The sequence below is a fragment of the uncultured Microbacterium sp. genome, from assembly GCF_900078385.1.
Lineage (GTDB): Bacteria > Actinomycetota > Actinomycetes > Actinomycetales > Microbacteriaceae > Microbacterium.
The window spans coordinates 83,278-109,914 of record NZ_FLQR01000012.1 but is presented as its reverse complement, the minus strand read 5'-3'; the positions used below and the strand labels follow the sequence as shown (position 1 = coordinate 109,914).

23 protein-coding genes are annotated in these 26,637 nt (G+C 74.0%); 14 read left to right on the top strand and 9 right to left on the bottom strand.

Annotated features, from left to right (window positions below; genetic code table 11):
* Nucleotides 1–35: 35 nt before the first annotated feature.
* Both glp and QZL85_RS14690 read right to left on the bottom strand, forming a co-directional pair.
* On the bottom strand, nucleotides 36–1,277 hold the full coding sequence (gene glp / locus QZL85_RS14695; RefSeq protein ID WP_295578137.1) for a gephyrin-like molybdotransferase Glp: 1,242 nt from the start codon (nucleotides 1,275–1,277) through the stop codon (nucleotides 36–38).
* Nucleotides 1,274–2,377 carry a ThiF family adenylyltransferase gene (locus QZL85_RS14690; protein WP_295578135.1) on the bottom strand — a complete coding sequence of 368 codons (1,104 nt, stop codon included), beginning with the start codon at nucleotides 2,375–2,377 and terminating at the stop codon, nucleotides 1,274–1,276. The genes glp and QZL85_RS14690 overlap by 4 nt, the downstream gene beginning before the upstream one ends.
* A gap of 96 nt (nucleotides 2,378–2,473) precedes the next feature.
* On the opposite strand from QZL85_RS14690, the gene QZL85_RS14685 reads away from it, so the two are divergent.
* From QZL85_RS14685 to QZL85_RS14665, 5 genes are read left to right on the top strand one after another with little or no spacing between them, the layout of a single operon-like run.
* Nucleotides 2,474–2,866: a molybdopterin-binding protein gene (locus tag QZL85_RS14685; RefSeq protein ID WP_295578132.1), complete on the top strand. Its 393-nt coding sequence runs from the start codon at nucleotides 2,474–2,476 to the stop codon at nucleotides 2,864–2,866.
* Nucleotide 2,867: 1 nt separating this feature from the next.
* Nucleotides 2,868–3,638 (top strand): molybdate ABC transporter substrate-binding protein, encoded by a 771-nt coding sequence (gene modA, locus QZL85_RS14680; RefSeq protein WP_295578130.1) that lies wholly within the window; start codon nucleotides 2,868–2,870, stop codon nucleotides 3,636–3,638.
* Nucleotides 3,635–4,438 (top strand): ABC transporter permease, encoded by an 804-nt coding sequence (locus QZL85_RS14675; protein WP_295578128.1) that lies wholly within the window; start codon nucleotides 3,635–3,637, stop codon nucleotides 4,436–4,438. The genes modA and QZL85_RS14675 overlap by 4 nt, the downstream gene beginning before the upstream one ends.
* Nucleotides 4,435–5,508 carry a sulfate/molybdate ABC transporter ATP-binding protein gene (locus tag QZL85_RS14670; protein WP_295578127.1) on the top strand — a complete coding sequence of 358 codons (1,074 nt, stop codon included), beginning with the start codon at nucleotides 4,435–4,437 and terminating at the stop codon, nucleotides 5,506–5,508. Before QZL85_RS14675 ends, QZL85_RS14670 begins: the two co-directional genes overlap by 4 nt.
* Before the next feature lie 44 nt (nucleotides 5,509–5,552).
* Entirely contained in the window at nucleotides 5,553–6,152 is a 600-nt protein-coding gene (locus tag QZL85_RS14665) for a GNAT family N-acetyltransferase (RefSeq protein ID WP_295578125.1), read from the top strand.
* On the opposite strand, the gene cydC is transcribed toward QZL85_RS14665, so the two are convergent.
* From cydC to QZL85_RS14645, 4 genes are read right to left on the bottom strand one after another with little or no spacing between them, the layout of a single operon-like run.
* The gene (cydC, locus tag QZL85_RS14660; protein ID WP_295578123.1) at nucleotides 6,149–7,810 is read right to left on the bottom strand and encodes a thiol reductant ABC exporter subunit CydC; all 1,662 of its coding nucleotides are present in this window, start codon (nucleotides 7,808–7,810) and stop codon (nucleotides 6,149–6,151) included. The genes QZL85_RS14665 and cydC overlap by 4 nt on opposite strands.
* On the bottom strand, nucleotides 7,807–9,459 hold the full coding sequence (gene cydD, locus QZL85_RS14655; protein ID WP_295578120.1) for a thiol reductant ABC exporter subunit CydD: 1,653 nt from the start codon (nucleotides 9,457–9,459) through the stop codon (nucleotides 7,807–7,809). Before cydD ends, cydC begins: the two co-directional genes overlap by 4 nt.
* A gap of 41 nt (nucleotides 9,460–9,500) precedes the next feature.
* Nucleotides 9,501–10,532: a cytochrome d ubiquinol oxidase subunit II gene (cydB, locus tag QZL85_RS14650; protein WP_295578118.1), complete on the bottom strand. Its 1,032-nt coding sequence runs from the start codon at nucleotides 10,530–10,532 to the stop codon at nucleotides 9,501–9,503.
* Between the two features lie 9 nt (nucleotides 10,533–10,541).
* Nucleotides 10,542–11,987, bottom strand: a complete 1,446-nt coding sequence (locus tag QZL85_RS14645) for a cytochrome ubiquinol oxidase subunit I (RefSeq protein WP_295578116.1) — start codon at nucleotides 11,985–11,987, stop codon at nucleotides 10,542–10,544.
* Nucleotides 11,988–12,117: 130 nt separating this feature from the next.
* Between QZL85_RS14645 and moaA the strand changes: the two genes are divergently transcribed.
* Entirely contained in the window at nucleotides 12,118–13,185 is a 1,068-nt protein-coding gene (gene moaA / locus QZL85_RS14640; RefSeq protein WP_295578114.1) for a GTP 3',8-cyclase MoaA, read from the top strand.
* A 1-nt stretch (nucleotide 13,186) separates the two neighbouring features.
* The gene (fdhD, locus tag QZL85_RS14635; protein WP_295578112.1) at nucleotides 13,187–14,023 is read left to right on the top strand and encodes a formate dehydrogenase accessory sulfurtransferase FdhD; all 837 of its coding nucleotides are present in this window, start codon (nucleotides 13,187–13,189) and stop codon (nucleotides 14,021–14,023) included.
* Nucleotides 14,024–14,033: 10 nt separating this feature from the next.
* On the opposite strand, the gene QZL85_RS14630 is transcribed toward fdhD, so the two are convergent.
* A complete protein-coding gene (locus QZL85_RS14630; RefSeq protein ID WP_295578110.1) occupies nucleotides 14,034–14,660 on the bottom strand; it encodes an ArsR family transcriptional regulator in 627 nt (208 codons plus the stop codon).
* A 113-nt stretch (nucleotides 14,661–14,773) separates the two neighbouring features.
* Here QZL85_RS14630 and QZL85_RS14625 point away from each other — a divergent pair, with 113 nt between their 5' ends.
* From QZL85_RS14625 to QZL85_RS14610, 4 genes are read left to right on the top strand one after another with little or no spacing between them, the layout of a single operon-like run.
* Nucleotides 14,774–17,458 carry an FtsX-like permease family protein gene (locus QZL85_RS14625; RefSeq protein ID WP_295578106.1) on the top strand — a complete coding sequence of 895 codons (2,685 nt, stop codon included), beginning with the start codon at nucleotides 14,774–14,776 and terminating at the stop codon, nucleotides 17,456–17,458.
* Nucleotides 17,455–20,187 carry an FtsX-like permease family protein gene (locus tag QZL85_RS14620; protein ID WP_295578103.1) on the top strand — a complete coding sequence of 911 codons (2,733 nt, stop codon included), beginning with the start codon at nucleotides 17,455–17,457 and terminating at the stop codon, nucleotides 20,185–20,187. The genes QZL85_RS14625 and QZL85_RS14620 overlap by 4 nt, the downstream gene beginning before the upstream one ends.
* Complete coding sequence (locus QZL85_RS14615; RefSeq protein ID WP_295578101.1) at nucleotides 20,187–21,182, top strand: ABC transporter ATP-binding protein; 996 nt, start codon at nucleotides 20,187–20,189, stop codon at nucleotides 21,180–21,182. The genes QZL85_RS14620 and QZL85_RS14615 overlap by 1 nt, the downstream gene beginning before the upstream one ends.
* Nucleotides 21,175–21,855: an ABC transporter ATP-binding protein gene (locus QZL85_RS14610; protein WP_295578099.1), complete on the top strand. Its 681-nt coding sequence runs from the start codon at nucleotides 21,175–21,177 to the stop codon at nucleotides 21,853–21,855. The genes QZL85_RS14615 and QZL85_RS14610 overlap by 8 nt, the downstream gene beginning before the upstream one ends.
* Before the next feature lie 22 nt (nucleotides 21,856–21,877).
* On the opposite strand, the gene QZL85_RS14605 is transcribed toward QZL85_RS14610, so the two are convergent.
* Nucleotides 21,878–22,906, bottom strand: coding sequence for an LLM class flavin-dependent oxidoreductase (locus QZL85_RS14605; RefSeq protein WP_295578097.1), 1,029 nt, complete (start codon nucleotides 22,904–22,906; stop codon nucleotides 21,878–21,880).
* Nucleotides 22,907–22,995: 89 nt separating this feature from the next.
* Between QZL85_RS14605 and QZL85_RS14600 the strand changes: the two genes are divergently transcribed.
* Nucleotides 22,996–23,949, top strand: coding sequence for an aldo/keto reductase (locus QZL85_RS14600; protein ID WP_295578095.1), 954 nt, complete (start codon nucleotides 22,996–22,998; stop codon nucleotides 23,947–23,949).
* A gap of 41 nt (nucleotides 23,950–23,990) precedes the next feature.
* Complete coding sequence (locus QZL85_RS14595; protein ID WP_295578093.1) at nucleotides 23,991–24,791, top strand: methyltransferase domain-containing protein; 801 nt, start codon at nucleotides 23,991–23,993, stop codon at nucleotides 24,789–24,791.
* A gap of 4 nt (nucleotides 24,792–24,795) precedes the next feature.
* Here the strand turns inward: QZL85_RS14595 and QZL85_RS14590 are convergent, their stop codons facing one another.
* On the bottom strand, nucleotides 24,796–25,464 hold the full coding sequence (locus tag QZL85_RS14590) for a hypothetical protein (protein ID WP_295578091.1): 669 nt from the start codon (nucleotides 25,462–25,464) through the stop codon (nucleotides 24,796–24,798).
* Nucleotides 25,465–25,584: 120 nt separating this feature from the next.
* Between QZL85_RS14590 and QZL85_RS14585 the strand changes: the two genes are divergently transcribed.
* Nucleotides 25,585–26,592, top strand: a complete 1,008-nt coding sequence (locus tag QZL85_RS14585; protein WP_295578089.1) for an SDR family NAD(P)-dependent oxidoreductase — start codon at nucleotides 25,585–25,587, stop codon at nucleotides 26,590–26,592.
* Nucleotides 26,593–26,637 lie beyond the last annotated feature (45 nt).

The window sequence follows — 26,637 nt, the reverse complement described above, 5'->3', positions numbered from 1 at the left end:
CGGTGGGAGAGACGCGGTCGCCTCCGCTCGCGTGCTCAGTCGAGCAGCAGCACGTCGACGAGGTCGCCCGCGGCGACGGCGTCGGTCTCGGCGGGGACGACGGCAAGCGCCTCGGCCGCGCCGAGTCCGCCCGCCAAATGCGAGCCCGACCCTCCCGCGGTCGCCGGTCGCACGGTCCACCGGGACGGGTCGGTCCGGTCGATCACGACGGGCAGGTACTGGCGGCGCGCAGGGGGCGTGCGCCACGGCGCGGCCGCCGGCAGCCGCAGCACGGCCCGGTCGACATCGGTGCGGCCCTGCAGGGCGAGGAGGGCGGGGCGGACGAACACCTCGAACGACACCGCCGCGCTCACGGGGTTGCCCGGCAGCCCGAACAGCAGGGTGCCGCCGGGCGTCACGCCGAAGCCCTGCGGCTTGCCGGGCTGCATCGCGACCGTCGAGAAGGACATCGTGCCGGCCAGCTCGTTCTTCACGACCTCGTACGCGCCGGCGCTCACGCCGCCGGAGAAGACGACGACGTCGGCGGGCTCGGCTCCACCGGTCACCGCCGCGAGCACCGTGCGGAGGCCGTCGCCGTCGTCGTCGACGCTCTCCCGCGCCACGACGACGGCGCCCGCGGCGACCGCGAGGGAGGCGAGCAGGATGCTGTTGGACTCCGGAATCTGCCCGCGACGGAGCGCCCGGCCCGGCTCGATCAGCTCGCTGCCGGTCGAGACGACGGCGACCCGCGGGGCGCGCGCGACGTCGACCTGCGCGACGCCCGCGGCGGCGATCGCCGAGAGCTGCCACGCGCCGAGGGCGACCCCGGCGGGCAGCACGACGTCGCCGACCCGGGCGTCCTCTCCCCGCCGGCGGAGGTGGCCCCCCGCGCGCGGCGCGGCGACGACCGTGACGGTGACGAGAGACCCCGCCAGTCCGCCGACGGTGTCCTCGAACGGGACGATGGCGTCCGCGTCGGTGGGCATGGGGGAGCCCGTCATGATCCGTGCGGCCTCCGCGGCGCCGATCGCGGGGTCCGCGGCGGTCCCGGCGGGGAGGTCGGCGACGACCCGGAGCGTGACCGGCTCATCTGGGCTCGCGTGTGCGACATCGACCGCGCGCACGGCGAACCCGTCCATCGCGGAGTTGTCGAACACGGGGATGTCGACGGCCGCGCGGACCGCCGTCGCAAGAGTGCGACCGGCGGCGGCGCCGAGCGGCAGCACCTCCGTCGGCAGGGGGCGCACGGCGGCCAGCACCGTCGCCCGCTGCGCTTCGACGGTGCGGAGGCCCGTCATGCCGGTGTCCAGGCGGCGAGGCCGCCCGCCAGGACGGAGGCCGTCACGCCGCGGCCCTGCAGCACCTCGGCGGCGCGCAGCGCGCGGATGCCGTGCGCGCAGATCACGACGACGGGACCGTCGTCGATCTGGCCCGGGTCGGCGAGGAAGTCCGCGAGCGGGATGACGACCGACCCGCCGACGATGCCAGCGTCCGTCTCGAACGGCTCGCGCACGTCGAGGAGCGTCGCGCCCGCCTCCTGCGCCGCGAGCATCTCGGCGGCCGTGATGTGCGGGATCTCCTCCCGAGCCGGTGTGGGTGCGGGGGCGGGAGCGCTCGCCGCCGGGCGGAGGACCGCCGGGCGCAGCGGCACCTCGCGCTGCGTGCCGGCGAGGGCGTCGATCACCGCGACGCGGCCGAGGAGCGGTTCGCCGATGCCGGTGAGGAGCTTGACGGCCTCGGTCGCGAGCAGTCCGCCGACCTGGAGGCAGAGCGCCCCGAGGACGCCGACGGCAGCGCAGGTGGGCAGCTCGCCGACCTCCTCCGCTCGGTGAAGGTCGCTCAGGCGCACCGGGGCGATGCCGGCGGGGGGAGCGGACCAGAACACCGTGACCTGCGCGTGGAACTCCTGCACGACGCCCCAGACGAGCGGGATGCCGAGGCCCTCGCACGCTGCGGCGACGGCGGCGCGGGTCTCGAACGTGTCGCTGCCGTCGATCACGAGGTGGGCGCCGCGCAGCAGATCGCCGGCGTTCTCGCCCGTGAGACGCTCACGGACGGGATGGACCACGGTCTCGGGGGCGAGGTCGGCCGCGACGCGCACGGCGGAATCGACCTTCGCGGCGCCGATGTCGGCGAGCCGGTGCAGCACCTGCCGCTGCAGATTGGTGTGCTCGACGATGTCGTCGTCGATGACGGTGAGGGTGCCGACGCCCGCGGCCGCGAGGGCGAGGATGGCGGGCGACCCGAGACCGCCGGCACCGATCACGGCGACGTGCGCCGCCGCGAGGCGTCGCTGGCCGATCTCGCCGAGACCGGCGAGGGCGACGTGCCGCGCCGTGCGCGCGCGTTCGGCATCCGTGAGCGCCGGGACGGGGTCGACGAGCGGTGGGAGCGGCATCCCTTCAGCGTAATCCCGGGCGCGATGATCAGGATCGACCGCAGATGCGGAAGAAGCACCGTATCTTCGCCGCATCTGCGGTGATAGCGTCGCTGCATGGACGCTTTTCGCATCTCCGAGGCTGCCCGGCTGCTCGGCGTGAGCGATGACACCGTGCGCCGCTGGGTGGAGCAGGGCACGCTACCGACGACCGGCGAGTCCCCGGCCCGCATCCCCGGCGATGCGCTCGCCCGGCACGCGGTCGAGCTCGCGAGCGCGGCATCCGATCCCACCGATGCGCTCGCCAGCGCCCGCAACCGCTTCGTCGGCCTCGTGACGCGCGTGCAGGTGGACGGCGTCATGGCGCAGGTCGACATTCAGGCGGGGCCGCACCGTGTGGTCTCCCTGCTGTCGGCCGAGGCCGTCGCCGAGCTCGGGCTCGAGCCCGGATCGCTGGCGGTCGCCGTCGTCAAGGCCACGAACGTCATCGTCGAGACCCCGCGGGCCTGAGGTGCGCGGGCGACTGCTGTTCCTCGCGGCGTGCGCGCTAGCCCTCACCGGCTGTGCGGCCGGCGCGGACGCGGCCGGACCCGCTGCGGACGCCGGTCCCGACATCCGGCTCACGGTGTTCGCCGCGGCGTCGCTGCAGGGCGCGTTCGATGAGATCGCCGACCTGTTCGAGGACGGGCACCCGGGCGTCGCGGTGGACGCGGTCCGCTACGACGGCTCGGCGACGCTGGCGACGCAGCTCATCGAGGGGGCCGCCGCCGACGTCTTCGCATCGGCCGATGAGGCGAACATGCAGAAGGTCGTGGACGCCGGACTCGCCGCATCCCCGACCGTCTTCGCGACGAACACCCTGACGCTCATCGTTCCCGCGGGCAACCCCGCCGGGGTGAGCGGGCTGTCGGACTTCGCGCGACCCGATCCGGTCATCGTGCAGTGCGCGCACGAGGTCCCGTGCGGTGCGGCCGCCGATCGCCTGCTGACGGCCGCCGGCGTGACCGCACGTGTGGACAGCTACGAGCAGAACGTCACTGCGGTGCTGACCAAGGTCGCGGCAGGGGAGGCGGATGCGGGTCTCGTCTACGTGACGGATGCCGCGGGCCGGAGCGACATCGACACCGTCACGACGCCCGGCGCTGAGGCGGTCGTCAACCTCTACCCGATCGCCGCGCTCGCCGGAGCGTCGGCGCCGGAGGCCGCGACCGCCTTCGTGGCGTTCGTCCGCGGTCCGGTCGGTCAGCGGGTGCTCGGCGAGCACGGATTCGGGACGCGGTGACCCGCGCAGAGCGCGGCTTCGTGCCGCAGGTGCTCGTCGTTCCGGCCGTGGTCGGGCTCGCGCTCCTCGTCGTGCCGTTGGCGGCGCTGGTCGGACGGGTGCGCTGGGAGACCCTGTGGCAGGACGTCACGGCGCCGGCCGCGCTGGAAGCTCTCGCGCTGTCGATGCGCACCGGACTCATCGCGACGGCGCTGTGCATCCTGCTCGGCGTGCCGCTCGCGCTCCTCATCGCCCGCGCCGGCAACCGCACGGCGGCGGTCCTGCGCGCGCTCGTGACGATCCCCCTGGTCCTGCCGCCGATGGTCGGCGGCGTCGCGCTGCTGTTCCTGTTCGGCCGGTCGGGCTGGCTCGGACCGGCGCTCGAGGATGTCGGCATCAGCATCCCGTTCACGACGACGGCCGTCGTCCTCGCGCAGACCTTCGTCGCGCTGCCGTTCCTGGTGCTGGCCCTCGAGGCGTCGCTGCGGTCGACGGGTGTCGGCTACGAACAGGCGGCCGCCTCGCTCGGCGCCGGGCGGTGGCGCATCCTCACGCGTGTGACGCTGCCGCTCGCGGCCCCCGGGCTCGTCGCCGGCGTCGTGCTGTGCTTCGCGCGCGCCGTGGGCGAGTTCGGCGCCACCGCGCTCTTCGCGGGCAACGCGCCGGGGGTCACGCAGACCATGCCGCTCGCGATCTACTCCGCGTTCAACGGCGCCGGGGTGTCGCAGGGGACCGCGGTCGCGCTGTCGCTCCTGCTCCTCGGCACCGCCGTCACGGTGCTGCTGCTCGTGCGTGCGTGGCGCCCGGGGGCCGCGCGATGAGCGGGGCGGCGCTCGATGTGCACGCCGCCGTGGAGCGGCGCGGCTTCGCCCTCGATGCCGCCCTTGCGGCGCGGGCCGGGGAGACCGTCGCCGTCATGGGCCCGAGCGGCGCCGGCAAGTCGACGCTGCTGTCGGCGATCGCCGGCCTCCATCGCCTGACGCGCGGACACGTCCGTGTGGGGGAGCGGACGGTCTCGGATCGGCGGACGCACGTCGCGCCCCAGCGTCGCGGGGTCGTCCTGCTCGGACAGGATCCGCACCTCTTCCCGCACCTCAGCGCCCGCGAGAACATCGCCTTCGGGCTCCGTGCGCGCGGCCTCGACCGCGCGCACGCCGCCGCGGAGGCCGACGAGTGGCTGTGGCGGGTCGGGCTCCCGGGGGCGGGGGCGCACCGTCCCGGGGAGCTGTCCGGAGGTCAGCAGCAGCGGGTGGGCCTCGCTCGGGCGCTCGCGACGCGCCCCGCGGTGCTGCTCCTCGACGAGCCGCTCACGGCCCTCGACCCGGAGACGGCGGGCGGCGTGCGGGCGATGCTCGCCGAGCAGCTGCCCGCCGCGCACACGACCACCGTGCTGGTGACGCACGACGCCGTCGACGCGGCCGCGCTCGCCGAGACCCTCGTGCTCCTCGAGGACGGGCGGGTCACGCAGCGCGGCGCGGTGCGGGAGGTGCTCGCGGCCCCGGCGACCGCGTTCGGCGCCGTCGTCGCCGGTCTCAATCGTGTGCCGGGGTCGGTCACGGACGGACAGTGGCGCGCCGGCGGGCTCGTCCTGCCCGCCCGAGGTCTGTCGGACGGCGATGCCGTGGCCCTCTTCCGCCCCGGCGCCGTGAGCCTCGAGACGCTCGCCGAGCACACCTGGACCGGCGCCCTTCGTCTCACCGCCGCGGCCGGAGCATGGGTGGCGCGCGTCGAGCGCCTCGAGCAGACAGTCGCGGGTGTCCGCGTGCACACGGCGGCGCCGGCCGTCGCGGTCGACCTCCCGATCGACCTGGTCGCCGAGCACGGCCTCACGCCGGGACTGCCGGTCCGGTTGCGGGTGGAAGGCTCGGTCGTGCGGCTCCTGCCCGGCTGAGGGGCCGGGGCCCTGCACGGCGCGCCGCGTGCCAGGATGCTGGGGTGCCCCGCATCCGTCCGTTCCGCGCCGGCGACGAGCCAGCGCTCGCCGAGATCTGCCTGAAGACCGCCGACGCCGGCGCCGACGCGACGGGGGTCTTCGCGGACGACGACCTCTGGGCGGAGATCTTCGTGCTGCCCTACGTCGCGCGGCATCCCGACCTCGGCTTCGTCGTCGAGGCCGATGACGGGCGCGTCGTCGGCTACGTCGTCGGGACGCCGGACACCCACGCCTTCGAAGACTGGTTCGCGACGCAGTGGTGGCCGCGGTTCGCGGATCGCTGGCCCCGTCCGCAGACCGAGACCACCCGGCAGGACGGCACCCTCGTCTACGCCTACGGCCGACGCGCCGGCGCCGAACCGTACGGCGACACGCATCCCGCGCACCTGCACATCGATCTGCTTCCCGAGGCGCAGGGGCACGGCTGGGGGCGCCGTCTCATCGAGACGCTCCTCGGCGCCCTCCGCGAGCGCGGGGTGCCGGGCCTGCATCTCGTCGCGTCATCGGACAACACCGGCGCGCTCGCGTTCTACCCGCGGCTCGGCTTCCGGCCGGTCCCGTCCCACGACGGCGTCCAGGCCTTCGTCATCGACCTGACCTAGACGATCCGCCCGTCGGCGAGCCGCACCGTGCGGTCGACGAGCCCGTCCGGCACGCTCACGTGCGAGATCAGCACGACCGCGCGGTCGGCATCGACGGCCGTCAGCAGGTCGGTCAGGAGCGCGTCGGATGCCGCCGGGTCGACGCCCGCCGTCGGCTCATCGAGCACGAGCACGGGGAAGCCGCGGAGGAGGCCGCGCGCGAGTGAGAGCCGCTGCGCCTGCCCGCCGGACACCAACGCGCCGCGCTCGCCGACGCGGGCGCCGAGGCCGCCGCGCTCGCGGAGCCAGGGGCCCAGTCCGACGCGCTCGAGGACCGCTTCGAGCTCCGCGTCGGTCGCGGTGTCGCGGGCGAAGAGCAGGTTCTGCCGGATGTCCTCGTCGAAGAGCATCGGATGCTGCTCGCACAGCCCGACGGTCCGCCGCAGGTCGTCCGGCGCGATGTCCGCCGCCGACCGGCCGCCGATCGTGTACCGGCCCTCCGCCGCGAGGAACCGCACGAGGACGTGCGCGAGCGTCGTCTTGCCGGCGCCGCTGGACCCCACGACGAGGACGCGCTCGCCGGGACGCACGTCGAGGTCGACGCCGCGCAGGGCGGGCTCCGCCCCGCCGGGCCACCGGGCCGTGACGCCGCGCAGCGCCAGACCGGCACCGAGATCCGGTGCGACGCCGGTGCCGGCATCCGTCTCCGCGACCAGCTCGGCCGGGATGGTGTCGGGCACGGCGTCCGCGATCCGCTCGGCCGCGGCGCGCACCTGACGCCACGCGGACGCCGCGAGCGGGACCGCCGCGAACACCTCGAAGACGGCCATCGGCACGAGCACCGCGACGGCGAAGAGCGGCCCGCCGAGGTCGCCTGCGGCGACGGCGGGCGCCGCCGCCCATACCGCCAGCAGCGAGGCCGCGCCCGCCAGGAGCGAGACGGCGGCGGTGGTGCCCGCCTGGGCGCCGGCGCGGCGGACGACCGCGCGCCGCAGCGCGTCGTCGGCGCGGGAGATGCGTGCGCGGCTCTCCTCCTCGGCGCCGCAGGCGATCAGCACGTCGAGGCTGCCGAGGTGGTCGAGCACGGCGTCGGCGAGCCGGCCGCGCAGCGGCGCGATCGCGCGCTCCGCCCGCGCCCCGGAGGCCCATCCCCAGCCGGTCGCGAGGAGTCCCGCGACGGCGAGGCAGCCGAGGAATGTGAGAGCGGCCGGCCACCACACGAACGCCACGAGGACGACGGCGCCGGCGGCGACTGACGCCGAGGAGACGAGCGGCAGGACGACCCGCAACGGGAGGTTCTGCAGCTCGTCGACGTCGTCGACGAGCGCCCCGAGCATCGACCCCCGTCGGCTCCGCTGCAGACCCGCCGGGGCGAGCGGCAGAAGCCGGCGGACGAGGTCGGTGCGCGTCACAGCGAGCTGATGCAGCGCCGCGTCGTGGCTCGCGAGCCGCTCGGTGTACCGGAAGGCGGCGCGGGACAGGGCGAATGCCCTCACCCCCACGACCGCGGCGGAGATGTACATCACGAGCGGCTGCTCGCTGGCCCGCACGATGAGCCACGCGCTCACCGCGAGGAGCGCGACGGCGGAGGCCTCCGCCGCGAACGCAGATGCGGCACCCGGCCAGAAGCGCCGGGCGGACGGCATCGCGTGACGCAGCACGTCGGAGGCGGTCGTCATGCCGTCACCTCCGCGGCATCCAGCCGCACCACCTGGTCGGCGATGGTGCGGGCCGACGCACGGTGCGAGACGAGCAGGACGGTCGCGCCGCCGCGCGCCACGGCCTGCAGCGAGGCCCACAGCTCGGCCTCCGTCGCGGCGTCGAGGGCGGCGCTCGGCTCGTCGAGGGCGAGGACCGGTCCGCGCCCGCGCAGGTGGCGGTAGAAGGCGCGGGCCACCGCGACCCGCTGCGCCTGCCCGCCGGAGAGCCCCGCGCCCTGCACGCCGAGCTCCCTCTGCGGCGCCAGCGCGCTCGCGCCCGCGAGGACGAGCGCACGCTGCACGAGCGCGTCATCGGGCGCGTCGTCGCCGAGCGTCACGTTCTCCGCCACGGTGCCCGCGACGAGCCCCGGGGCCTGCCCGGCCCACGCGAGCCACGTCGAGGGCGCCAGACGGGCGACGTCCGTGCCGCCGAAGGTCGCCGTGCCCTCGCCGACCGCCGCCCCCCGCAGAGCCGCGAGGATGCTCGTCTTGCCCACTCCGCTCGGTCCCTCCAGCAGCGTCACCGTGCCGGGCGTCGCGGTCAGGGAGACCGGCGGCAGGAGACGGTCGCCGCGGCGCACCCGCAGGCCGTCCAGCACGAGCACGCCGCTCGTGACGGCGGCGACGGCCGTCGGCTCGTCGGCAGCCCGTGCCGCATCCAGCACGGCGAAGACGTCGTCGGTCGCGGCGACGCCCTCGGCGGCCGCGTGGAACTGGACGCCGACCTGCCGCAGCGGCAGGTAGGCCTCGGGCGCGAGCAGCAGGACGAACAGGCCGACCAGCAGGGTCAGCGACCCGTCGATGAGCCGGAAGCCGATCGTGACGGCGATGATCGCGACCGAGATGGATGCCAGGAACTCCAGGGCGAACCCGGAGAGGAACGACACCCGCAGCACCCGCATCGTCTCGCGGCGGTACGTGCCGGTCAGGCGCCGGATCGACTCCACGGCACGGTGCTGCCGCCCGAAGACCTTGAGGGTGGACAGGCCCCGCACGGTGTCGGCGAAGCGCGCGGCCAGGCGGCCGAGGGTCTCCCACTGGCGCTGCTGCACGGCGCGCGTCGCGAGCCCGATGAGGACCATGAAGAGGGGGATGAGGGGGATGGTGAGGAGAACGGTCAGGCCGGAGATCCAGTCCGCCCACCACATGACGAGCACCAGCACGGGGGTCGCGACGACGGTCTGCACGAGCTGCGGCAGGTACCGGCCGAAGTACGCGTCGAGCGCCTCCAGCCCGCGACCGGCGGTCACGGCGAGATGCGCGGAGTTGCGCCCGGCGAGCCAGCCGGGTCCGAGCCGGCCCACGGCGGCGACCAGCTGCTCGCGCAGCTCCGTCTCCACCCGCGCCGCGGCGCGCGCCGCGATGGTCTCGCGCGCCCAGAGCAGCGCCGCGCGCAGCACCACGACGCCGGCCAGCGCCACGAGTGTTCCGGCCAGGTCACGACCGGCGAGCGCATCGACGATCGCCCGCGTGAGGAGCCACGCGAACGCGACGATCATGACGGTCTGCAGTGCGGCGACGACCCCGATCGCCGCGAAGAACCCGCGCGAGGCGCGCGCGTAGCGCAGCAGTCGGGGGTCGACGGGGCGGCTGCGTGTGCGCGCAGCAGCCCCACCCGATGAAGCCATGATTCGATCCTGCCATCCGCGCGCGGCGTGCCCGCGCCGGTTCAGTGGGCGAGCGCGGCCGCCTTCTCGATGCGCGACCGCGTGACGCGCTTGCGGAAGATCCAGTAGGTCCAGCCCTGATACACCAGCACGAGCGGCAGGAAGACGACCGCGGCCCACGTCATGATCGTCAGCGTGTAGTCGGTGCTCGAGGCGTTCTCGATCGTGAGGCTGTACGCGATGTCGGTCGAGGACGGCATGACGAACGGGAAGAGCGCGAGCCACAGCGTCAGCACGGCGAATACGATCGTCGCGGCGCCGGCGGTGAACGCCCAGCCGTCCCGTTTGACCGCGTTGGCGACGACGGATGCCAGGAGGGCGAGCGCCGCGATCACTCCGCAGCCGACGACGGCCCACAGCAGCGGCGCCTCGCGGCCGGCGGCGATGACGTAGGTCCAGACGACCGTGCCGGCGGCGAAGACCACCGTCGGGATCGCGAGACGCCGCGCGAGCGCGTGGGCGTCCTGCTGCACCTGCCCGTCGGTCTTCAGGGCGATGAAGTACACGCCGTGCAGCCAGAACAGGAGCAGCGTCGTGACGCCGACCCAGAGGCCGTAGGGGTTCAGCAGCGTGAGCAGCGAGCCCGTGAACTCGTGGTCCTGGTCGATCGGCACGCCCTGCACGATGTTGCCGACCGCGACGCCCCACAGCAGCGCCGGGAGCGCCGAGCCGGCGACGATCATGCGGTCGAACCCCCTCTTCCAGCGCAGCGAGTCGCGCTGGTGCCGGTACTCGAAGGACACGCCGCGCGCGATGAGGGCGAGGAGGATGATGAGGAGAGCGAGGTAGAAGCCGCTGAAGAGGGTCGCGTACCACTCCGGGAACGCCGCGAACAGGCACGCGCCGGCGACGATGACCCAGGTCTCGTTGAGGTCCCAGACGGGCCCGATCGTGTTGATGATCTGGCGGCGGGAGACGTCGTCCTTGCCGAGGAAGGGCAGCGACATCCCGACGCCGAAGTCGAACCCGTCGAGGACGAAGTAGCCGACGAACAGCACGCCGACGATGAAGAACCAGACGTATGCGAGATCCATGGCGCGCTCCTAGTAGACCGTCGTCGGGGTGTCTGCGACCGGGACGTCGGAGGGATCCGGGTCGTCGGGCCCCGGCAGCGGCGCGGGGCCGGCCTTGGCCGTCTTGATGATGAGGCCGGCCTCGACGACGGCGAGCGCCGCGTAGATCCCGGTGAACGCGAGGAGCGAGATCAGGACGGTCCAGCCCGGGACGGAGGGGGAGACGCCGTCCTCGGTGAGCATGAGACCGAACACGATCCAGGGCTGACGGCCCATCTCCGTGAAGATCCAGCCGATGAGGATCGCGCCGAGCGACGCCGGCCACGCCCACACGGCGAGCTTCCACGCCCACGGCGGGACGTCCCGCTTGGCTGTGCGGCGGGTGAGCCACAGACCCACGACGGCGCTAAGGGCTGCGATGGCGCCGAGGCCGATCATCCAGCGGAACGACCAGTACGTGATCCAGAGGATGGGGGCGAAGTTGCCGTCGACCTGGTCGGCGAACTGCGGGAAGAGCTCGGTCGTGTACTGCAGGTTGAGGTCGTTGATGCCCTCGACGCAGCCGTCGAGGGTGTGGGTCGACAGGAAGGCCAGCAGGTACGGGACGCGCAGCGACCAGATCTCGCCGGTCCCGTCCGGGGTGCCGATCGAGAAGAGCGAGAACGAGGCGTCCGCGCCGCACGCGGAGTCGAACAGCGCCTCGGCCGCCGCCATCTTCATCGGCTGCGTCTGCACCATCACGAGGCCCAGCTGGTCGCCGGAGAGCGCGACGGCGGCGAAGGAGACGATCATGCCCCACAGCCCGTACTTCAGCGCGGGGCGCATCATCTCGAGGTTCTGGCCGCGCATGAGGTGCCACGCGGAGATGGAGATGATCACGCCGGCGGTCATCATGAACGCGGCCGACAGCGTGTGCGGCAGGGCCGCGAGCGCGACGGGGTTCGTGAGGACGGCGAGGAAGTCGGTCATCTCGGCCCGGTGGCCGTCCTGCGCCATCTGGTAGCCGACGGGGTTCTGCATGAAGGCGTTCGCGGCGAGGATGAAGTACGCCGAGAACCAGGCGCCGATCGTCGCGATCCAGATGCTGGCGAGGTGCAGGGCCTTCGGGAGCTTGTCCCAGCCGAAGATCCACAGGCCGATGAAGGTCGCCTCGAAGAAGAATGCCATGAGGCCCTCGAACGCGAGCGGTGCGCCGAACACATCGCCGACGAAGCGGGAGTACGACGACCAGTTCATGCCGAACTGGAACTCCTGCACGATGCCGGTGACGACGCCCATGGCGAAGTTGATGAGGAAGATCTTCCCGAAGAAGCGCGTGAGGTGCAGCCACTTCACGTTCCCGGTGCGGAACCAGGTCGTCTGGAAGATCGCCACCGTCAGTGCCATGCCGAGAGTCAGCGGCACGAACAGGAAGTGGTAGAGCGTCGTCAGTCCGAATTGCCAGCGTGCGAGCAGCAGAGGGTCGAGCAGATCCATCCCCGGTCCTTCCCCGTATCTGAAGGTCACGGTACCGAGGCCGCCGTCGCGGCGGGAGGGGGACGGCCGTGCAAAATAGCTCGAGCCGCCGGGAGGCCCTCGGCGCCGCCAGCGCGGGTAGCCTCGGAGCATGGTCGCCGTCCCCGTCACGCTCGCCCACCGGGCGCCGTCGACGACGCCCGGGGAGGCCGGCGGCCCGCTCGTGGACACGTTCGGGCGCGTGCACCGCGACCTGCGGATCTCGCTCACCGACCGCTGCTCCCTGCGCTGCACGTACTGCATGCCGGAGCAGGGCAACGAGTGGCTCGCGCGCGCCGGCATCCTCACGACCGACGAGATCGTGCGCGTCGCCGGGATCGCGGCCGCCGCGGGGGTCACGACCTTCCGCCTGACCGGCGGGGAGCCCCTCCTGCGGCCCGACCTCGTCGAGGTGGTCCGCCGGCTCGCGGGCATCGAGGGCGCGGGCGGCCCGGTGCAGATCGCCATGACGACCAACGGCATCCGCCTGCCCGACCTGCTCCCTGACCTCGTCGCCGCGGGGCTGCACCGCCTCAACATCTCCATCGACACGCTCGACCGTGAGCGGTTCCACGCCCTCACGCGCCGCGACCGGCTGGACGACGTCCTCGCCGGCATCGCCGCCGCCGCACGCTCGGGCCTGCGTCCCCTCAAGCTCAACGCCGTCGCGATGCGCGGCGTCAACGACGACGAGCTCGCCGACCTCGTCCGCTTCGCCGTCGCGCACGGCGCGCAGATGCGGTTCATCGAGCAGATGCCGCTCGATGCCGGTCACACGTGGGATCGGAGCGCGATGGTGACGCGGGCGGAGATCCTCGCCGAGCTCGGCCGGCACTGGCAGCTGACCCCCGTCCCCGGTCGCGGCGGAGCGCCCGCCGAGCGGTTCCTCCTCGACGGCGGTCCGGACGCCGTCGGCGTCATCGCGAGCGTCACGGCGCCGTTCTGCGGGGACTGCGACCGCCTGCGCCTCACCGCCGACGGCCAGCTGCGCAACTGCCTGTTCTCCGTGACCGAGTACGACCTGGTTCCGATACTGCGCTCCGGAGGCGACGACGGCGTCGTCGACGGCGACCTCGAGCGGATGCTGCGCGCGTGCGTGCACGGCAAGCTGCCGGGCCACGCGATCGACGACCCCGCGTTCCTGCAGCCGGCGCGCGGCATGAACGCGATCGGCGGCTGACATGGGGCGCATCACCACACGGAGCCCCGTCGTGAAGATCACCGTCGGCGGGGACCGGGTGCGGCGCCCCGACACACTCGCCGTCGAGGAGCCCCTGGAGATCCGGGTCGCCGGCGCCCCGCTCGCCGTCACGATGCGCACACCGGGCCACGATGTGGAGCTCGCGGCCGGCTTCCTCGTCTCCGAGGGCGTGCTGTCCCGCGGTGACCAGTTCGCCTCCGCGATCCATTGCGGCGGTCCGGGCACGGGCGGTGCGGACGGCAACACCTACAACGTCCTCGACATCACGCTCGCGCCGGGCGTGCAGCCGCCGTCCGCCGACCTCGCCCGCAACTTCTACACGACGAGCTCGTGCGGCATGTGCGGGAAGGGGTCGATCGAGGCGATCGAGACGATCTCCGCGTACGACGTCGCAGACGATGCCGTGTCGGTGTCGGCCGCGACACTCGCCGCCCTCCCGGACGCGCTGCGCGCGCAGCAGGCGGCGTTCGACAAGACCGGGGGACTGCATGCGGCAGGGCTCTTCGACGCCGCGACGGGCGAGCTCCTCGTGCTGCGCGAAGACGTCGGGCGGCACAACGCGGTCGACAAGATCGTCGGCTGGGCCGTGCTGCACGACCGCCTGCCGCTGCGGGGCACGGTGCTCCTGGTGTCGGGGAGGGCGAGTTTCGAGCTCGCGCAGAAGGCCGTCATGGCGGGCGTGCCGGTTCTGGCCGCCGTCTCGGCGCCGTCGTCTCTCGCCGTCGAGCTCGCGACGGCCTCCGGGCTCACCCTCGTCGGGTTCCTCCGCGGCCCGTCGATGAACGCCTACGCGCGGGCGGACCGCATCCGGGAGTGAACGGTGACCGCTACTGCCGGTGACCGGCGTGCAGCAGCTGCACGACGCACTCGGTCGGGTCGCACGAGGATCGCATGCCGTCGATCGACAGCGGGCCGCCCGCCTCGGTGAGGACGCTCTGCATGAGGCTCAGGTGCACGCTGCACAGCACTTCCCGGTGTGCGGCCTGGGACTCCGCGTGCGCGCAGGGCGTCAGGTCGATCGTGAGGGCCTCTTCGTCGATGAGCGGGTCGAAGCCGGCATCCATCAGGTCTTCGACGACGGCGTCGACCTGATGCAGCGCCGCCGTGTCCAGCTCGATGTTCTGCGTGCCCGGGAGCACGCGGCGGAGGAGGTCGCCGCGTTCGGCGGCGGCCTTCACCTTGCGCTGCTGCACGACGCTGGAGGCGCCTGCCCCGTCGGCGGCGCTGTACAGCACGCGCGGGCGTCCGCGCGTCGTGCGGTGCTCGCTGTGCGCGACGACGTAGCCGTCGTCGATGAGGCGCTGGAGGTGCTCGCGCACGGTGTTCGCATGCAGGCCCGTCGCGGCCACCAGGTCGGTGATCGTGCGCTCCTGCTGCCCCTGGATCAGGTGCAGCAGCTCCACTCGGGAGTAGCTCGAGATGGCGCTGTACCCCGCGGGGCGTCCTGTGGTCATACCTCTATTATTCACGGTGTCGGGCCCCGCTGTCGACCACCCGCCGATGAGGTCTTCGAGTCGCCCTCCGCGGCGCCGCGTTAGGGTGCAGTGATGACCTCGGGGACCGCTGCATGACGGGCGGAGCGCACTACGCGCTCGCCCGCGCCCGCGCGGCCCTTCCCGTCCTCGTCACCCTCGCCGTCGTCGCCGCGATCGCCTCCGCGCTGCTGGTGGGGGTCGTGGCCGGGGTGCGGTCCGGGGAGACCGCCGCCGCCCGATCCGCGATCGCCGCCGCGTCGGGCGACGCCGCCCTCGTCACGGTGACCGCGCCGGATGCCGATCCCGACGCCCTGCGCCGCGCGGTCGCGGACTCCCTGCGTGCGCGCGGCGCCGCCGGCGTCACGACGATCGACGCGGAATCCGGTGTCACCGTGCGGATGACCGTCGCACGGGTGACCGGTGACACGATCGAGACGGCGGGCGCGGCCCTGCGCGCGCTCCGCGACGATGTGGCGGAGGCCGTCGATGCGCGGGTCCAGGTCGCCGGCGGACTGCCGGCCACCCTGGAGACCCTCGCCGAAGGACTTCAGGCCCGGCGCGGGCCGGCCGCCGTCGCCGTGGCCCTCCTCGCCGTGGTGACGACCGTCGTCGTCGGTGCGGTCGGGCTCGAGCCCGTGCGCGCGCGGATGACGGAGACGCTGCTCCTCCGGGCCCGCGGCGCGCGGCGACGCGGCATCGCCGCGATGACGGCGCTCGAGGTGGGCGTCGTCAGCCTGGCCGGTGCGCTCGTCGGCGCCGCAACGGCGCTCGCCGTCGTCGCGATCACCTCCGCGACGACGCCCGGTCTCCTCGTCGCGGCGGCCGCGGCTGTGGCCGTCGCGCTCACGGCCACGCTCGTCGCCGTGATCGTGGCGGCGCGGACCGCCGACCGGCGCTCTTCGCGGGCCGACGTCGCGGCGTTCGCGGGCGTCGCCGTGGTCCTGGCGGTCCTGACCGCGCTCGCGGCCTGGCGGTTCGCGCAGGCCGGCACGCCCGTCGTGTCCGCCGGTGACGCGACGCTCCTGGACCCGCTCGTGGCCGTGGCGCCCGCGCTCATCCTGGTGCTCGCGGCGCTCGCCGCCGTGCTCCTGGCGACCCCGGCCGCGCGCGCCGTCGCGGCGCTGCTCCGCGCGTCGCGGGGGGTCCTGCCCGTGACGCCCCTCCGGCTCGTCTCCCGCCGTCCCGGCCGGCACGCGCTCCCGATCGCCGCCGTCGCGTTCGCGGTCGGCGCCGCGACGGTCGCGGCCGGCTATCAGGGCAGCATCTCGGCGCTCGGCGATGCTCCCGAGGCCTTCCGGGTCGGCGCGGACGTACGCGTGACGACGATTCCCGACACGCTCGCGGCGGTCGAGGTCGCGCGGTCGGGCTCGCCGGATGCCGCGATGCTCGTCCGGGCGTTCTCCGCGCAGGGGCCCGATCGCCGGATGCCGGTGCTCGCGGCGGAATCGGCGCAGCTCGGCCGGGTCATGCTCGATGCGGGCGGCACGATCGACCCCGCCGCCATCGGCACGGCGATCGGCGGCGAGGCCATCGGCATCCCGCTCGACGGCGAGGAGGTGACCTTCACGGTGACGGCCGACGAGATGCCGGCGATCGAGATCGACGGCGAGGTCCTCGAGCAGGGAGCCGTGCCCGTCACCGTGAGCCTGATGTTCGTCTCGGACGGCGGAGCCGTCTGGCGGGCCGCGGTCGGAAACGTGCGGATCACGACCGTCGAGGGCGATGACGGGACGTTCCAGGAGATCGAGGTCCGGGACCGGGTCACCGAGACGGTGGAGCTGCCCGCGGGCGCGACCTGGACCCTGGTCGGCATCGACGCCCGGATCCAGTTCGCCGACATGTCGATGGTCGTCGGTGACGGCCGGGTCACGGTGTCCGACGTCGTGAGCGGTGGCGTCGCCGTCGACCTCGCGGCCCTCGCGCCGGCGCCCGGGACGCCCGGCGAGGTCGAGCCGCGCGCGGACGCCGTCGTGCTGTCCGTCGTCCCCGACGGCGTGGACCCGCCGCCGACGCGCGCCGTCGTCGCGGGCGCCCCGGACGCCGCCCCGGTCGTCATGACGGCGCAGCTCGCGTCGTCGCTCAGCCTCGAGGTCGGCGACCGGATCGCCCTGGAGTTCGCATCCCCGGACGTCGAGGCGGAGGTCACGGTCGCGGACATCATCCCGGTGCTGCCGGGGGCGCCGGCCGGCGAGGGGATCCTCGTGGACCTGGCGACCCTCTCGCTGCTGTCGCCGGAGGACATCGTGCCGAACCAGGCGTGGCTCGCGAGCGGGGACGCGGCGGCGGTCGCCGCGGCCGTGGAGGCCGCGCATCCCCAGACGACCGTCCTGGTGGCGGACCCGCGCTCCGGGCGGGATGCCGCCGGAACGGCGTGGGGATTCGTGCTCGCGGCGGCGGGCACCGCGGTCCTCGCCCTCCTCGTGCTGTTCCTCCGCCGGACGCGCACGCGGGCGGATGCGCGCGAACTCGCCCTGCTGGCCGTCCTGGGCCTCGGCCGCCGCCGCGCCGCGGGCCTTCGCCGCGCGGAGGACCTCTTCGCCCTCGCCATCGGCGTCGTCGGCGGCGTGGTCGCCGGTGTCGTGACGGCGACGCTCATCGTGCCGCCGCTCGTGCGGGCCGCCTACCGGACGATCCCCGGGTCGTACCCCGTCCCGCTCGTGTGGCCGTGGCTTCCGCTGGCCGTCGCGCTCGTCGGCGTCGTGGCGGCGTGTGTCGCCGTCGTGTCCTCCGTCCGCGTCCCGACGGCGCTCGCTCCTCTCGTACGGGAGGACGAATGACGACCTCGCCCGGGCTGTTCGCGCTCACGCGGCGGCGCTTCGCGACGCCCCGCAGCGCGGCGCTCGTCATCGTCGCTCTCACCGCGCTCGCGGCGTTCGTGATCGCCGCCGCGCCGCGCGCGCTCGTCGGCGTCGTTCGGGCCGAGGTCGCGCACCAGCTGGCCGGGGTCGCCCCGACCTCGCGAGACCTCACCGGCGCGACGCTCGATGCGCCGGCGTTCGGTGCGCCGGACGACGCGGCGGTCGCGGACGGGTGGGATGCCGGGGCCGCGGACGTGCTCGGCGCGGTCGCGTCCCGGCTCGCCGACGCCCGCGAGGGCTTCGATCCCGTCCTCCGCGGACTCACCGGCACGGCCCGGTTCGCGGAGCACCTCGCGGCTGCGCCGTTCGCGGTGCCCGACGCGCTCGCGTCCGACATCCCGCTCGCGCGCATCCAGCTGCTGGCCGAGCCGAGCGCGCAGGCGCACCTCGAGCTCGTCGAGGGCACGTGGCCGCAGGGCTGGGACGGCACGGGTCCGCTCCCGATCGCGCTCGCCGCGGATGCGGCAGCCACGATGGGCTGGCCGGTCGGGCAGGAACGCCGTGTGCCCGTCAACGCCCAGCGCCTGTCGCAGGGGTGGATGGCGGAGACACCCGTCTTCATCCTCTCCGGCACCGTGGCCGCCGTCGATCCGGATGCCGACCGGTGGCAGCACCTTCCCCCGGCCCTCGCGGCGACGGTCTTCGACGACGGCAACCGGCGCCCCACCGCGACCGCCGTCGCATGGACGGCGGCGGCGTCGTGGCAGCGGGTCATGGAGAGCGGTGTCCTCGGTCGAGGGCAGCTGACGGCGTGGTATCCCGTCGACGCCGCGGCGGCGCGCGGCGTCGAGCCGAACGATCTGCTGGATGCCCTGCGGGGCGCCACGACCGCGTCGATCCCGCTCGATGCGACGGGCACCCTGCGGATGCGGCTGTCGACCGAGCTCGTCGGCGTGCTCGGGACGGCGCTGTCCCGCGCGAACTCGGCCAGCGCCATCCTCGCGGTCGCCGCCGTCGGGCCCCTCGCGGTCAGCGTCGCCCTCATCGTCCTGGCCTGCGCGCTCATCGTCCGCCGTCGCCGCACCGACCTCGCGCTCCTCTCCGCGCGGGGCGCCCCGATCGCTCGCCTCCGCCGGCTCCTGGCCGCCGAGGGGATGATCCTGGGGTTCCCCGGCGCGGCCGTCGGAGCGGCGCTGGGCCTCGTCGTCGCACGGGACGACGCGGGCCTCCTGCCGACCGTGATCGCGGTGGCCGTCGGTGCGGCCCCGGCGCTCGCGCTCGCCGGGACCCTGCGCCCGGGCCTGCTCACCCGCGCCCGTGCCGATCTGGACGCCCGCGTGTCGGGCCGGTGGACGCGGATCGTGGAGATCGTCGTCGTGCTGCTGGCGGTGGTGGCCGTCGCCCAGCTGGTGCTCCGCGGCATCGGCACGCAGACCGACGAGATCGACCCGCTCGTCATCGTGGCGCCGCTGCTCGCGACCGTCGCGCTCGCCCTTCTCGTCGTCCGCCTGCACCCGCTTCCGATCGCCGCCGCGCTGGCCGCGTCGCGACGCGGGCGCGGGGTCGTCGGGCTCGTCGGCGCGGCCCGGAACCTGCGCGATCCGGCCGCCGGGACCACCGCGGTGCTCGCGATGGTCGTCGCCGTCGCGATCGCGGTCTTCTCGTCCCTGATCCTCGCGACGGTGGACCGCGGCGCGGTCGTCGCCGCCCAGCGCGACGTCGGCGGCGACATCCGCATCGCAGGACCGTACCTGGACGACGCGACCATCGAGCGGCTCCGGGCCGTCGACGGCGTCACGGAGGTGGCCGGCATCCTGCGCGGCGACTACCTGTCCGTGACCGCTTCAGGCGGGCGCGCCAGCGTGCTCGCGCTCGTCTCCGACACGGCGCGGCTCGCCGAGATCCAGCGCGGGTTCGTCGGGGCGATCGCCCCGGAAGCGATCTCCGCCGGGGCGGAACCCGTCCAGGTCGTGCTCGCCGATGCGGTGGTCGCCGACATCGGCTCGGGGTCCGCCACCGTGGCCGAGGCGCCGGCCGAGATCACCGGCACGCTGGCCCGCGTCATGGGAGTGCCGCAGACGGCGTCGTTCGTGCTGCTGGACCGCGCCGACTACGTCGCGCTCACGGGTCTCGGGTTCTCGCCGCGCATAGCGGTCGTCGACATCGCCGACGACGCCGATCCCCATGTCGTCGCGGACGCCCTCGGCGAGGCGCTGGGCCAGAGCCACTCCGTGCGCATCCTCATCGACTCCACGGCCGAGATCCAGGCCTCGCCCGCCGTCACGGCGCTGCGGTTCGTGCTGCTCGGCGCCCTGGCGGTCGCGGTGGCCCTCTCCGTCATCGCGCTCCTGCTCGTCGCGGGCGTGTCGCGGGACGCCCGTTCGCGCGTCATCGCGCTGCTGCGGACGATGGGCCTGGACCGACCGCGGGGCCGCGGAATCGTGACGTGGGAGTTCGCGCCGCTCGGGGCCACGGCCCTCGTCGGCGGCATCGCCCTGGGCGCCGTGCTGCCCCTGCTCGTCGTGCTCTCGATCGACCTGCGACCCTTCACCGGCGGGGGAGGGCAGCCGTCCCTGACGGTGGACCCGGCCCTCACCGGCATCCTGATCGCCGTCGTGGTGGTGGCCCTCGCGGCGGCCGTCATCGCCGGGGTGCTCAGCGCCCGGACGACATCGATCGCCACCGTGCTGCGAACAGAGGAGGACTGATGGACGCTCCCGACATCATCTGCGAAGGGCTCGTGCGCATCTTCGCGGTCGCGGACATCGAAGTGCAGGCGCTGCAGGGTCTGGACCTCCAGATCGGCCGCGGCGAGCTCGTGGCGCTCGTCGGGGCATCCGGGTCCGGGAAGTCGACGCTCCTGTCGATCCTCTCCGCCCTCGACGCCCCCACGGCCGGCAAGGCGACGGTCGCGGGCCGCGACCTGACGGCCCTGACGGCCCGGCAGCGCGTCGACTACCGGCGGGAGATCGTCGGCTTCGTGTGGCAGCAGACGGCCCGCAACCTGCTGCCCTACCTCACGGCGGCGGAGAACGTGCACCTCGCGCGGGCGATCGGCGGCGACCGCCGGCATCCGGACAGGGCGCGGGACCTGCTCGAGCTGACGGGCGTCGCGGATGTCGCGGACCGCCGGCCGGCGGAGCTCTCCGGCGGCCAGCAGCAGCGCGTGGCGATCGCGGTCGCGCTCGCCAACGATCCGCGCGTGCTTCTCGCCGACGAGCCGACCGGCGACCTCGATGAGCACGCGTCGGCGGAGGTGCTCGCGACGTTCGAGGCCGTCAACCGCGAGCTCGGCACGACCGCCCTCATCGTGACGCACGATCCGGCGGTGTCCGATCACGTGCAGCGGACCGTGCAGATCCGGGACGGCCGCACCTCCACGGAGGTCCTGCGGTGGACCCACACGGACGACGAAGGCCGCGAGCACGCCATGGCCGAGGAGTTCGTCGTGCTGGACCGGGTGGGACGGATGCAGCTGCCCACCGAGTACATGAGCCGCCTGTCGCTGAGCGATCGGGTGCGACTCGAGCTGAACCCCGATCACGTCGGCGTGTGGCCGGGCGACTCGCGCCCGCCGACCGCGACGCCGCCGACCGCGACGCCGCCGACAGACACGCCGCCGACCGACGAACCCCCCGCCGACCCGCCGCCGTCCCGCCGGAGTCTGCGGGCCGCGCGCAGCGAAGGAGACCTCGATGACTGACGCCGTGCTCGAGGCCGACGGACTCTCCGTCGTCCACCGCACGCCCGCCGGCGACGTGCACGCTCTCGTCGAGGCATCCCTCGTCCTGCACCCCGGCGAGTTCGTCGTGCTGGTCGGGCCGTCCGGTGCGGGGAAGACGACGCTGCTGCATGCGCTCGGCGGCATCCAGCCCGTGACGACCGGCCGGGTCCGCGTCGGCGACGTCGTGGTCACGGAAGCCTCTGAGGCCGAGATCGACCGCGTCCGACGTGACGACATCGGCTACGTCTTCCAGTCGTTCGGCCTCCTCGGCGCGCTGTCGGCCGAGGAGAACGTCGAGCTGCCGCTGCGCATCGCCGGTGCCGACTCCGCCGACCGTTCCGCGCACGTCCGGCGGCTGCTGGAGCGGGTCGGACTCTCCGGCCACGCGGCGCAGCGACCCGCCGAGCTGTCCGGCGGCCAGCAGCAGCGGGTCGGCATCGCCCGCGCGCTCGCCGGGTCACCGCGCATCCTCCTCGCCGACGAGCCCACGGGTCAGCTGGACTCCACCACCGCCGCGCAGATGATCGACCTCATCTCGTCGATCGCCCACGAGGAGTCCCTCGCGGTGCTGCTGTCCACGCACGACCCGTCGATCCTCGCGCGTGCCGACCGCGTCCTCGAACTGCACGACGGGGTGCTCCGCGGCTCCTGAGCCGTCGCGGAGCCGACCGGCGCTACGCCCGCGTCGACACCCAGCCGAGCGCCGGGGCGACGTGGGTCGCGAACGCCTCGACGATGCGGAGGTTGAACTCGACGCCGAGCTGCGACGGGATCGTCAGCATGAGGGTGTCGGCCGAGCGGATCGCGGCATCCTGCAGCAGCTGCTCGACGAGCACGTCGGGGGTCGCCGCGTAGGTCTTGCCGAACGTCGACCGGAACCCGTCGATGTACCCGATGCCGTCGCCGTCCTGGCTGTGCCCGAAGTACAGCTCGTCCTCTGCGGTCGTGATCGGGAAGATGGAGCGGCTCACCGACACGCGCGGCGTCCCCGCGTGCCCCGCCTCGCGCCACGCGGCCCGGAACGCGTCGATCTGATCGGCCTGCAGGAGGTCGAACGGGCGTCCGTCGGCCTCCGTGAGCAGCGTCGACGACATGAGGTTCACACCGACGCGGCCGGCCCACTCGGCCGTCTCCCGCGTGCCCGCACCCCACCAGACGCGCGACCGCAGCCCGGGGGAGTGCGGTTCGATGCGCTGCAGGCCGGTGCCGCCGCCGAACGGACTGTCCGGGTCGCGCTGCGCGATCCCCTCGCCGTCGATGGCGCGGAGGAACAGGTCGAAGTGGGCCCGTGCGAGGTCGGCTCCGCGAGGATCCTCGGCGCCGGTGTACCCGAACGCCTCGTACCCGCGGACGACGGTCTCGGGTGAGCCGCGGCTCACGCCGAGCGCGAGCCGCCCGTCCGAGAGCAGGTCGACGGTGGCCGCCTCCTCGGCGAGGTAGAGCGGGTTCTCGTAGCGCATGTCGATGACGCCGGTGCCCATCTCGATGCGCTCCGTCGTCGCCGCGATCGCGGCGAGCAGCGGCATGGGGGAGGACTGCTGGCGGGCGAAGTGGTGCACGCGGAACGCGATGCCGTTGACACCCAGGTCGTCCATCCCCTGCGCGAGATCCACGGCCTGCCGCAGGGAGTCGCCGGCGGTGAGCGAGCGGCCGCCGCCCAGGGGGCCGTAGTGACCGAAGGAGAGGGTTCCGAAGCGTTCCATGTCGCCTGCAACCGTACGCCGGGCTCGTGCATTCCGGTGAATGGATATGGGCCGGAATAGACCGCCCGCGTCGCGACTTGATCTTCGGTATGACCCGCATCGGATCCAGCGACCTCGACATCTTCCCGCTAGCCCTCGGGGGCAACGTCTTCGGCTGGACGGCCGACCGCGACACGTCCTTCGCGGTGCTGGACGCCTTCACCGCCGGCGGCGGGGACTTCATCGACACCGCGGACTCCTACAGCTCCTGGAAGCCCGGCAACTCCGGGGGCGAGAGCGAGACGCTCATCGGCGAGTGGCTGGCCTCCCGGAAGCCCGCCGGGGTGGTCGTGGCCACGAAGGTCAGCCAGCACCCCGACTTCCGGGGCCTCTCCGGGGCGAACGTGCGCGCCGCCGCGGAGGCGTCGCTGCGTCGCCTCGGTGTCGACACGATCGACCTCTACTACGCGCACTTCGACGACGCGTCCGTGCCCCTGGAGGAGACCGTCGCGGAATTCGGCGCGCTCGTCGCCGACGGACTCGTCCGTCACACCGCCGTGTCGAACTACTCGGCCGACCGGATCCAGGAGTGGATCCGCATCGCCCGCGACCTCGGTGTGGCCGAGCCCGTCGCCATCCAACCGCACTACAACCTCGTGCACCGGGGCGATGTCGAGGAGCACATCGTCCCCGTCGCGCAGGAGCACGGACTGAGCCTCGTGCCGTACTTCGCACTCGCGAAGGGCTTCCTCACGGGCAAGTACCGGTCGACGGATGCCACCGGCCAGGCCTCGCCGCGGGCGCAGGCCGCCGCCGAATACGCGACGCCCGCGGGCCTGCGGATCATCGACGCGCTCGAGCGCATCGGCGACGCCCACGGCGTCTCCGTGGCGGCGACGGCGCTCGCGTGGCTGCGCGCCCAGCCGTCGGTCGCGGCGCCCATCGCCTCGGCGTCGCAGGTCGCGCAGGTCGCCGACCTCCTCGACGGCGCGCGCACCGAGCTCGACGCCGACGAGGTGTTCGAGCTGAACCGCGTCTCGGAGTGGACGCCCGCGACCGCCTGAGCCGCCGCACCCGGCGCGACGCGCTGCGGCAGGATGGTGCCATGCCGGACGACTACACCCACGGACACCACGAGAGCGTCCTGCGCTCGCATCGCTGGCGCACGGCGGAGAACTCCGCCGCGTACCTGCTGCCGGACCTGCGTGCCGGCATGTCGGTGCTCGACGTGGGCGCCGGCCCCGGCACGATCACCCTCGACATCGCCCGTCTCGTCTCGCCGGGGCCCGTGCACGGGATCGACGCGTCCGCCGATGTGATCGGGCAGGCCGAGGCCGATCGCGCTGCCGCCGGGGTGGCGAACGTGTCCTTCGCCGTGGACGACGCCTACGCCCTCGCGTCGGCCGACGGCGCGTGGGATGTCGTGCACGCGCACCAGGTGCTGCAGCATCTCACGCGGCCGGTCGACGCGCTCCGGGAGTTCCGTCGCGTCGTGCGACCGGGCGGTCTGGTCGCCGCGCGCGACGTCGATTACGAGGGGACCATCTGGTTCCCGCAGGTGCCGGGCCTCGCGGAGTGGCGCGAGGTGTACCTCGCGGTGCACCGCGGCACCAGCGGCGACCCGGCGGCGGGCCGGATGCTCAAGTCGTGGGCGCGGGCCGCCGGGTTCGCGGAGGTGCGCTCGAGCGCGTCACTGTGGCTCTTCGAGAGCCCTGCGGACCGGGCGTGGTGGGGCGGCCTGTGGGCCGACCGCGCGCTGCACTCCTCGTTCGCGGACAACGCGCTGCGCCTGGGACTGGCCGACCGGGCGGGCCTCGAGCGGATCAGTGCGGGCTGGCGGGAATGGGCCGCGAGCGACGACGGCTGGCTGCTCATGCCGCACGGCGAGGTCCTCGCGCGCGGCTGATCCGTCACGGCCCGGCGGGGCGCGCGGCGCGCAGCTCCATGGCGGCGATGAACGCGTCGACGTCGAAGCGGAACTGCTCGTCGCCGAAGTTGTCCACGCGGGCGTCGACGAGGTCGCGGAGGGCGGTGTACCCGGCGTCATCGGATGCCAGCGCGGCGCGCAGCGCCTCGACCTGGGGGTGCCCCCCTTCGCGCCGGCCGATGACGGCATCCCGTGCGAAGCCGCTGCAGATGGTCATGAGCAGGTGCATGGCGCGGCTGACCGTCACCTCGTCGAACCCGGCCGCGAGCATCCGCTCCGCGACCGTCTCCGCGGGACCCACGATCGCGAGGTCGTGGGGGTTGGTGAACCGGAAGAACGTGAGCCACTCGCCGGTGTCGGCGAGACTCTGGCGCATCGTGTCCGCGTACGCCCGGCACGCATCCTGCCAGGTGGTGCCGAGATCGACGTCCTCCGCCGCGAACCGGCGCCGGAAGGCGTCGATCGCCAGCAGCTCCAGGAGTCCCTCGCGATCCGTCACGTGATGGTTGAGGGCCTTGCGGTCGACGCCCAGCTCATCGGCCAGCGCCTGCATCGTCAGGCCGGCGGGATCCATGCCGCGCGCGGCGGCCAGGATGCGATCGAGGTCGAGCCCCGCGCGCGATCCGCGTCCTCGGCGTTGCGGGCTCGCCATAGCGCCTCCTTGGGGTTCTCCCGGTTGATCTGCGGCATCCGCGAGTTTAGTATTTCCCGCGCGGGAATAAGCCGCGTGGCTTGATCAGCCCGGATCGAGCCGGAAGCGAAGGGGAACCACATGTCAGAACAGGCACTCACCGCCGGCAGCACGATCGGCGATTGGCTCGACAGCGAGGTCGGCGGCCAGCTCGTGCGCGGACTGCTCGCGGCGTCCGGGGCGTCGGAGGAGTCGCTCGCACCGGTGCGCGGACTTCCGCTCCAGCAGCTCGTCCCGCTCAGCCAGGGCCAGATGCCCCAGTCGGTCATCGACGACCTCGTCCTGGCGGCGAACGGCGGCGTCATGCCCGAGACGGAGGCCGCCGGCTGGACCGAGCGGATCACGCCCGGGCGGTTCACCGGCAAGACGGTCGTCGTGACGGGTGCCGCCTCCGGCATCGGCCGTGCGACCGCGTCGCGCATCGCACGCGAAGGCGGCCGTGTCGTCGCCGTCGACATGTCCGCCGACCGGCTGCAGGAGTTCCGCGGCTCCCTCGCGGACGCCGACATCGTCACGGTCGTCGGCGACATCACCACGACCGCGTCCGTGGATGCCATCGTCGCCGCGGCAGGCGAGAAGATCGACGCCCTCGCCAACGTCGCGGGCATCAACGACGACTTCTCGCCGCTGGGCGAGACCACCGACGAGATGTGGGACCGCGTCATCGCGGTCAACGTCACCGGCGCCTTCAAGCTGACGCGCGCCGTCCTGCCGGCCATGCTCGCGGCGGGCACGGGGTCGATCGTCAACGTCGGCTCGGAGGCGGGCCTGCGCGGCAGCGCCTCCGGCAACGCCTACACGGTGAGCAAGCACGCGGTGGTCGGCCTGACCCGCAGCGCCGCCTTCATGTACGGGCCGCAGGGCGTCCGGGTCAACCTCGTGGCGCCCGGCGGCGTCGCCACCGGCATCCCGTTCCCGCCGCACGTGTCCGAGGCGGGGCAGTCCCGCCTGCAGCCGTTCCAGTCCGCGATCCCGACGCTCGCGACGGCGGAGCAGTTGGCTGCATCCATCACGTTCCTGCTGTCGGACGACGGTGTGAACATCAATGGCGCGATCCTGCCGAGCGACGGCGGTTGGTCGGTGCAGTAGGCGCCGGTACGCGCCCGAAGGGGCGTCCGGCATCCCGCCGGGCGC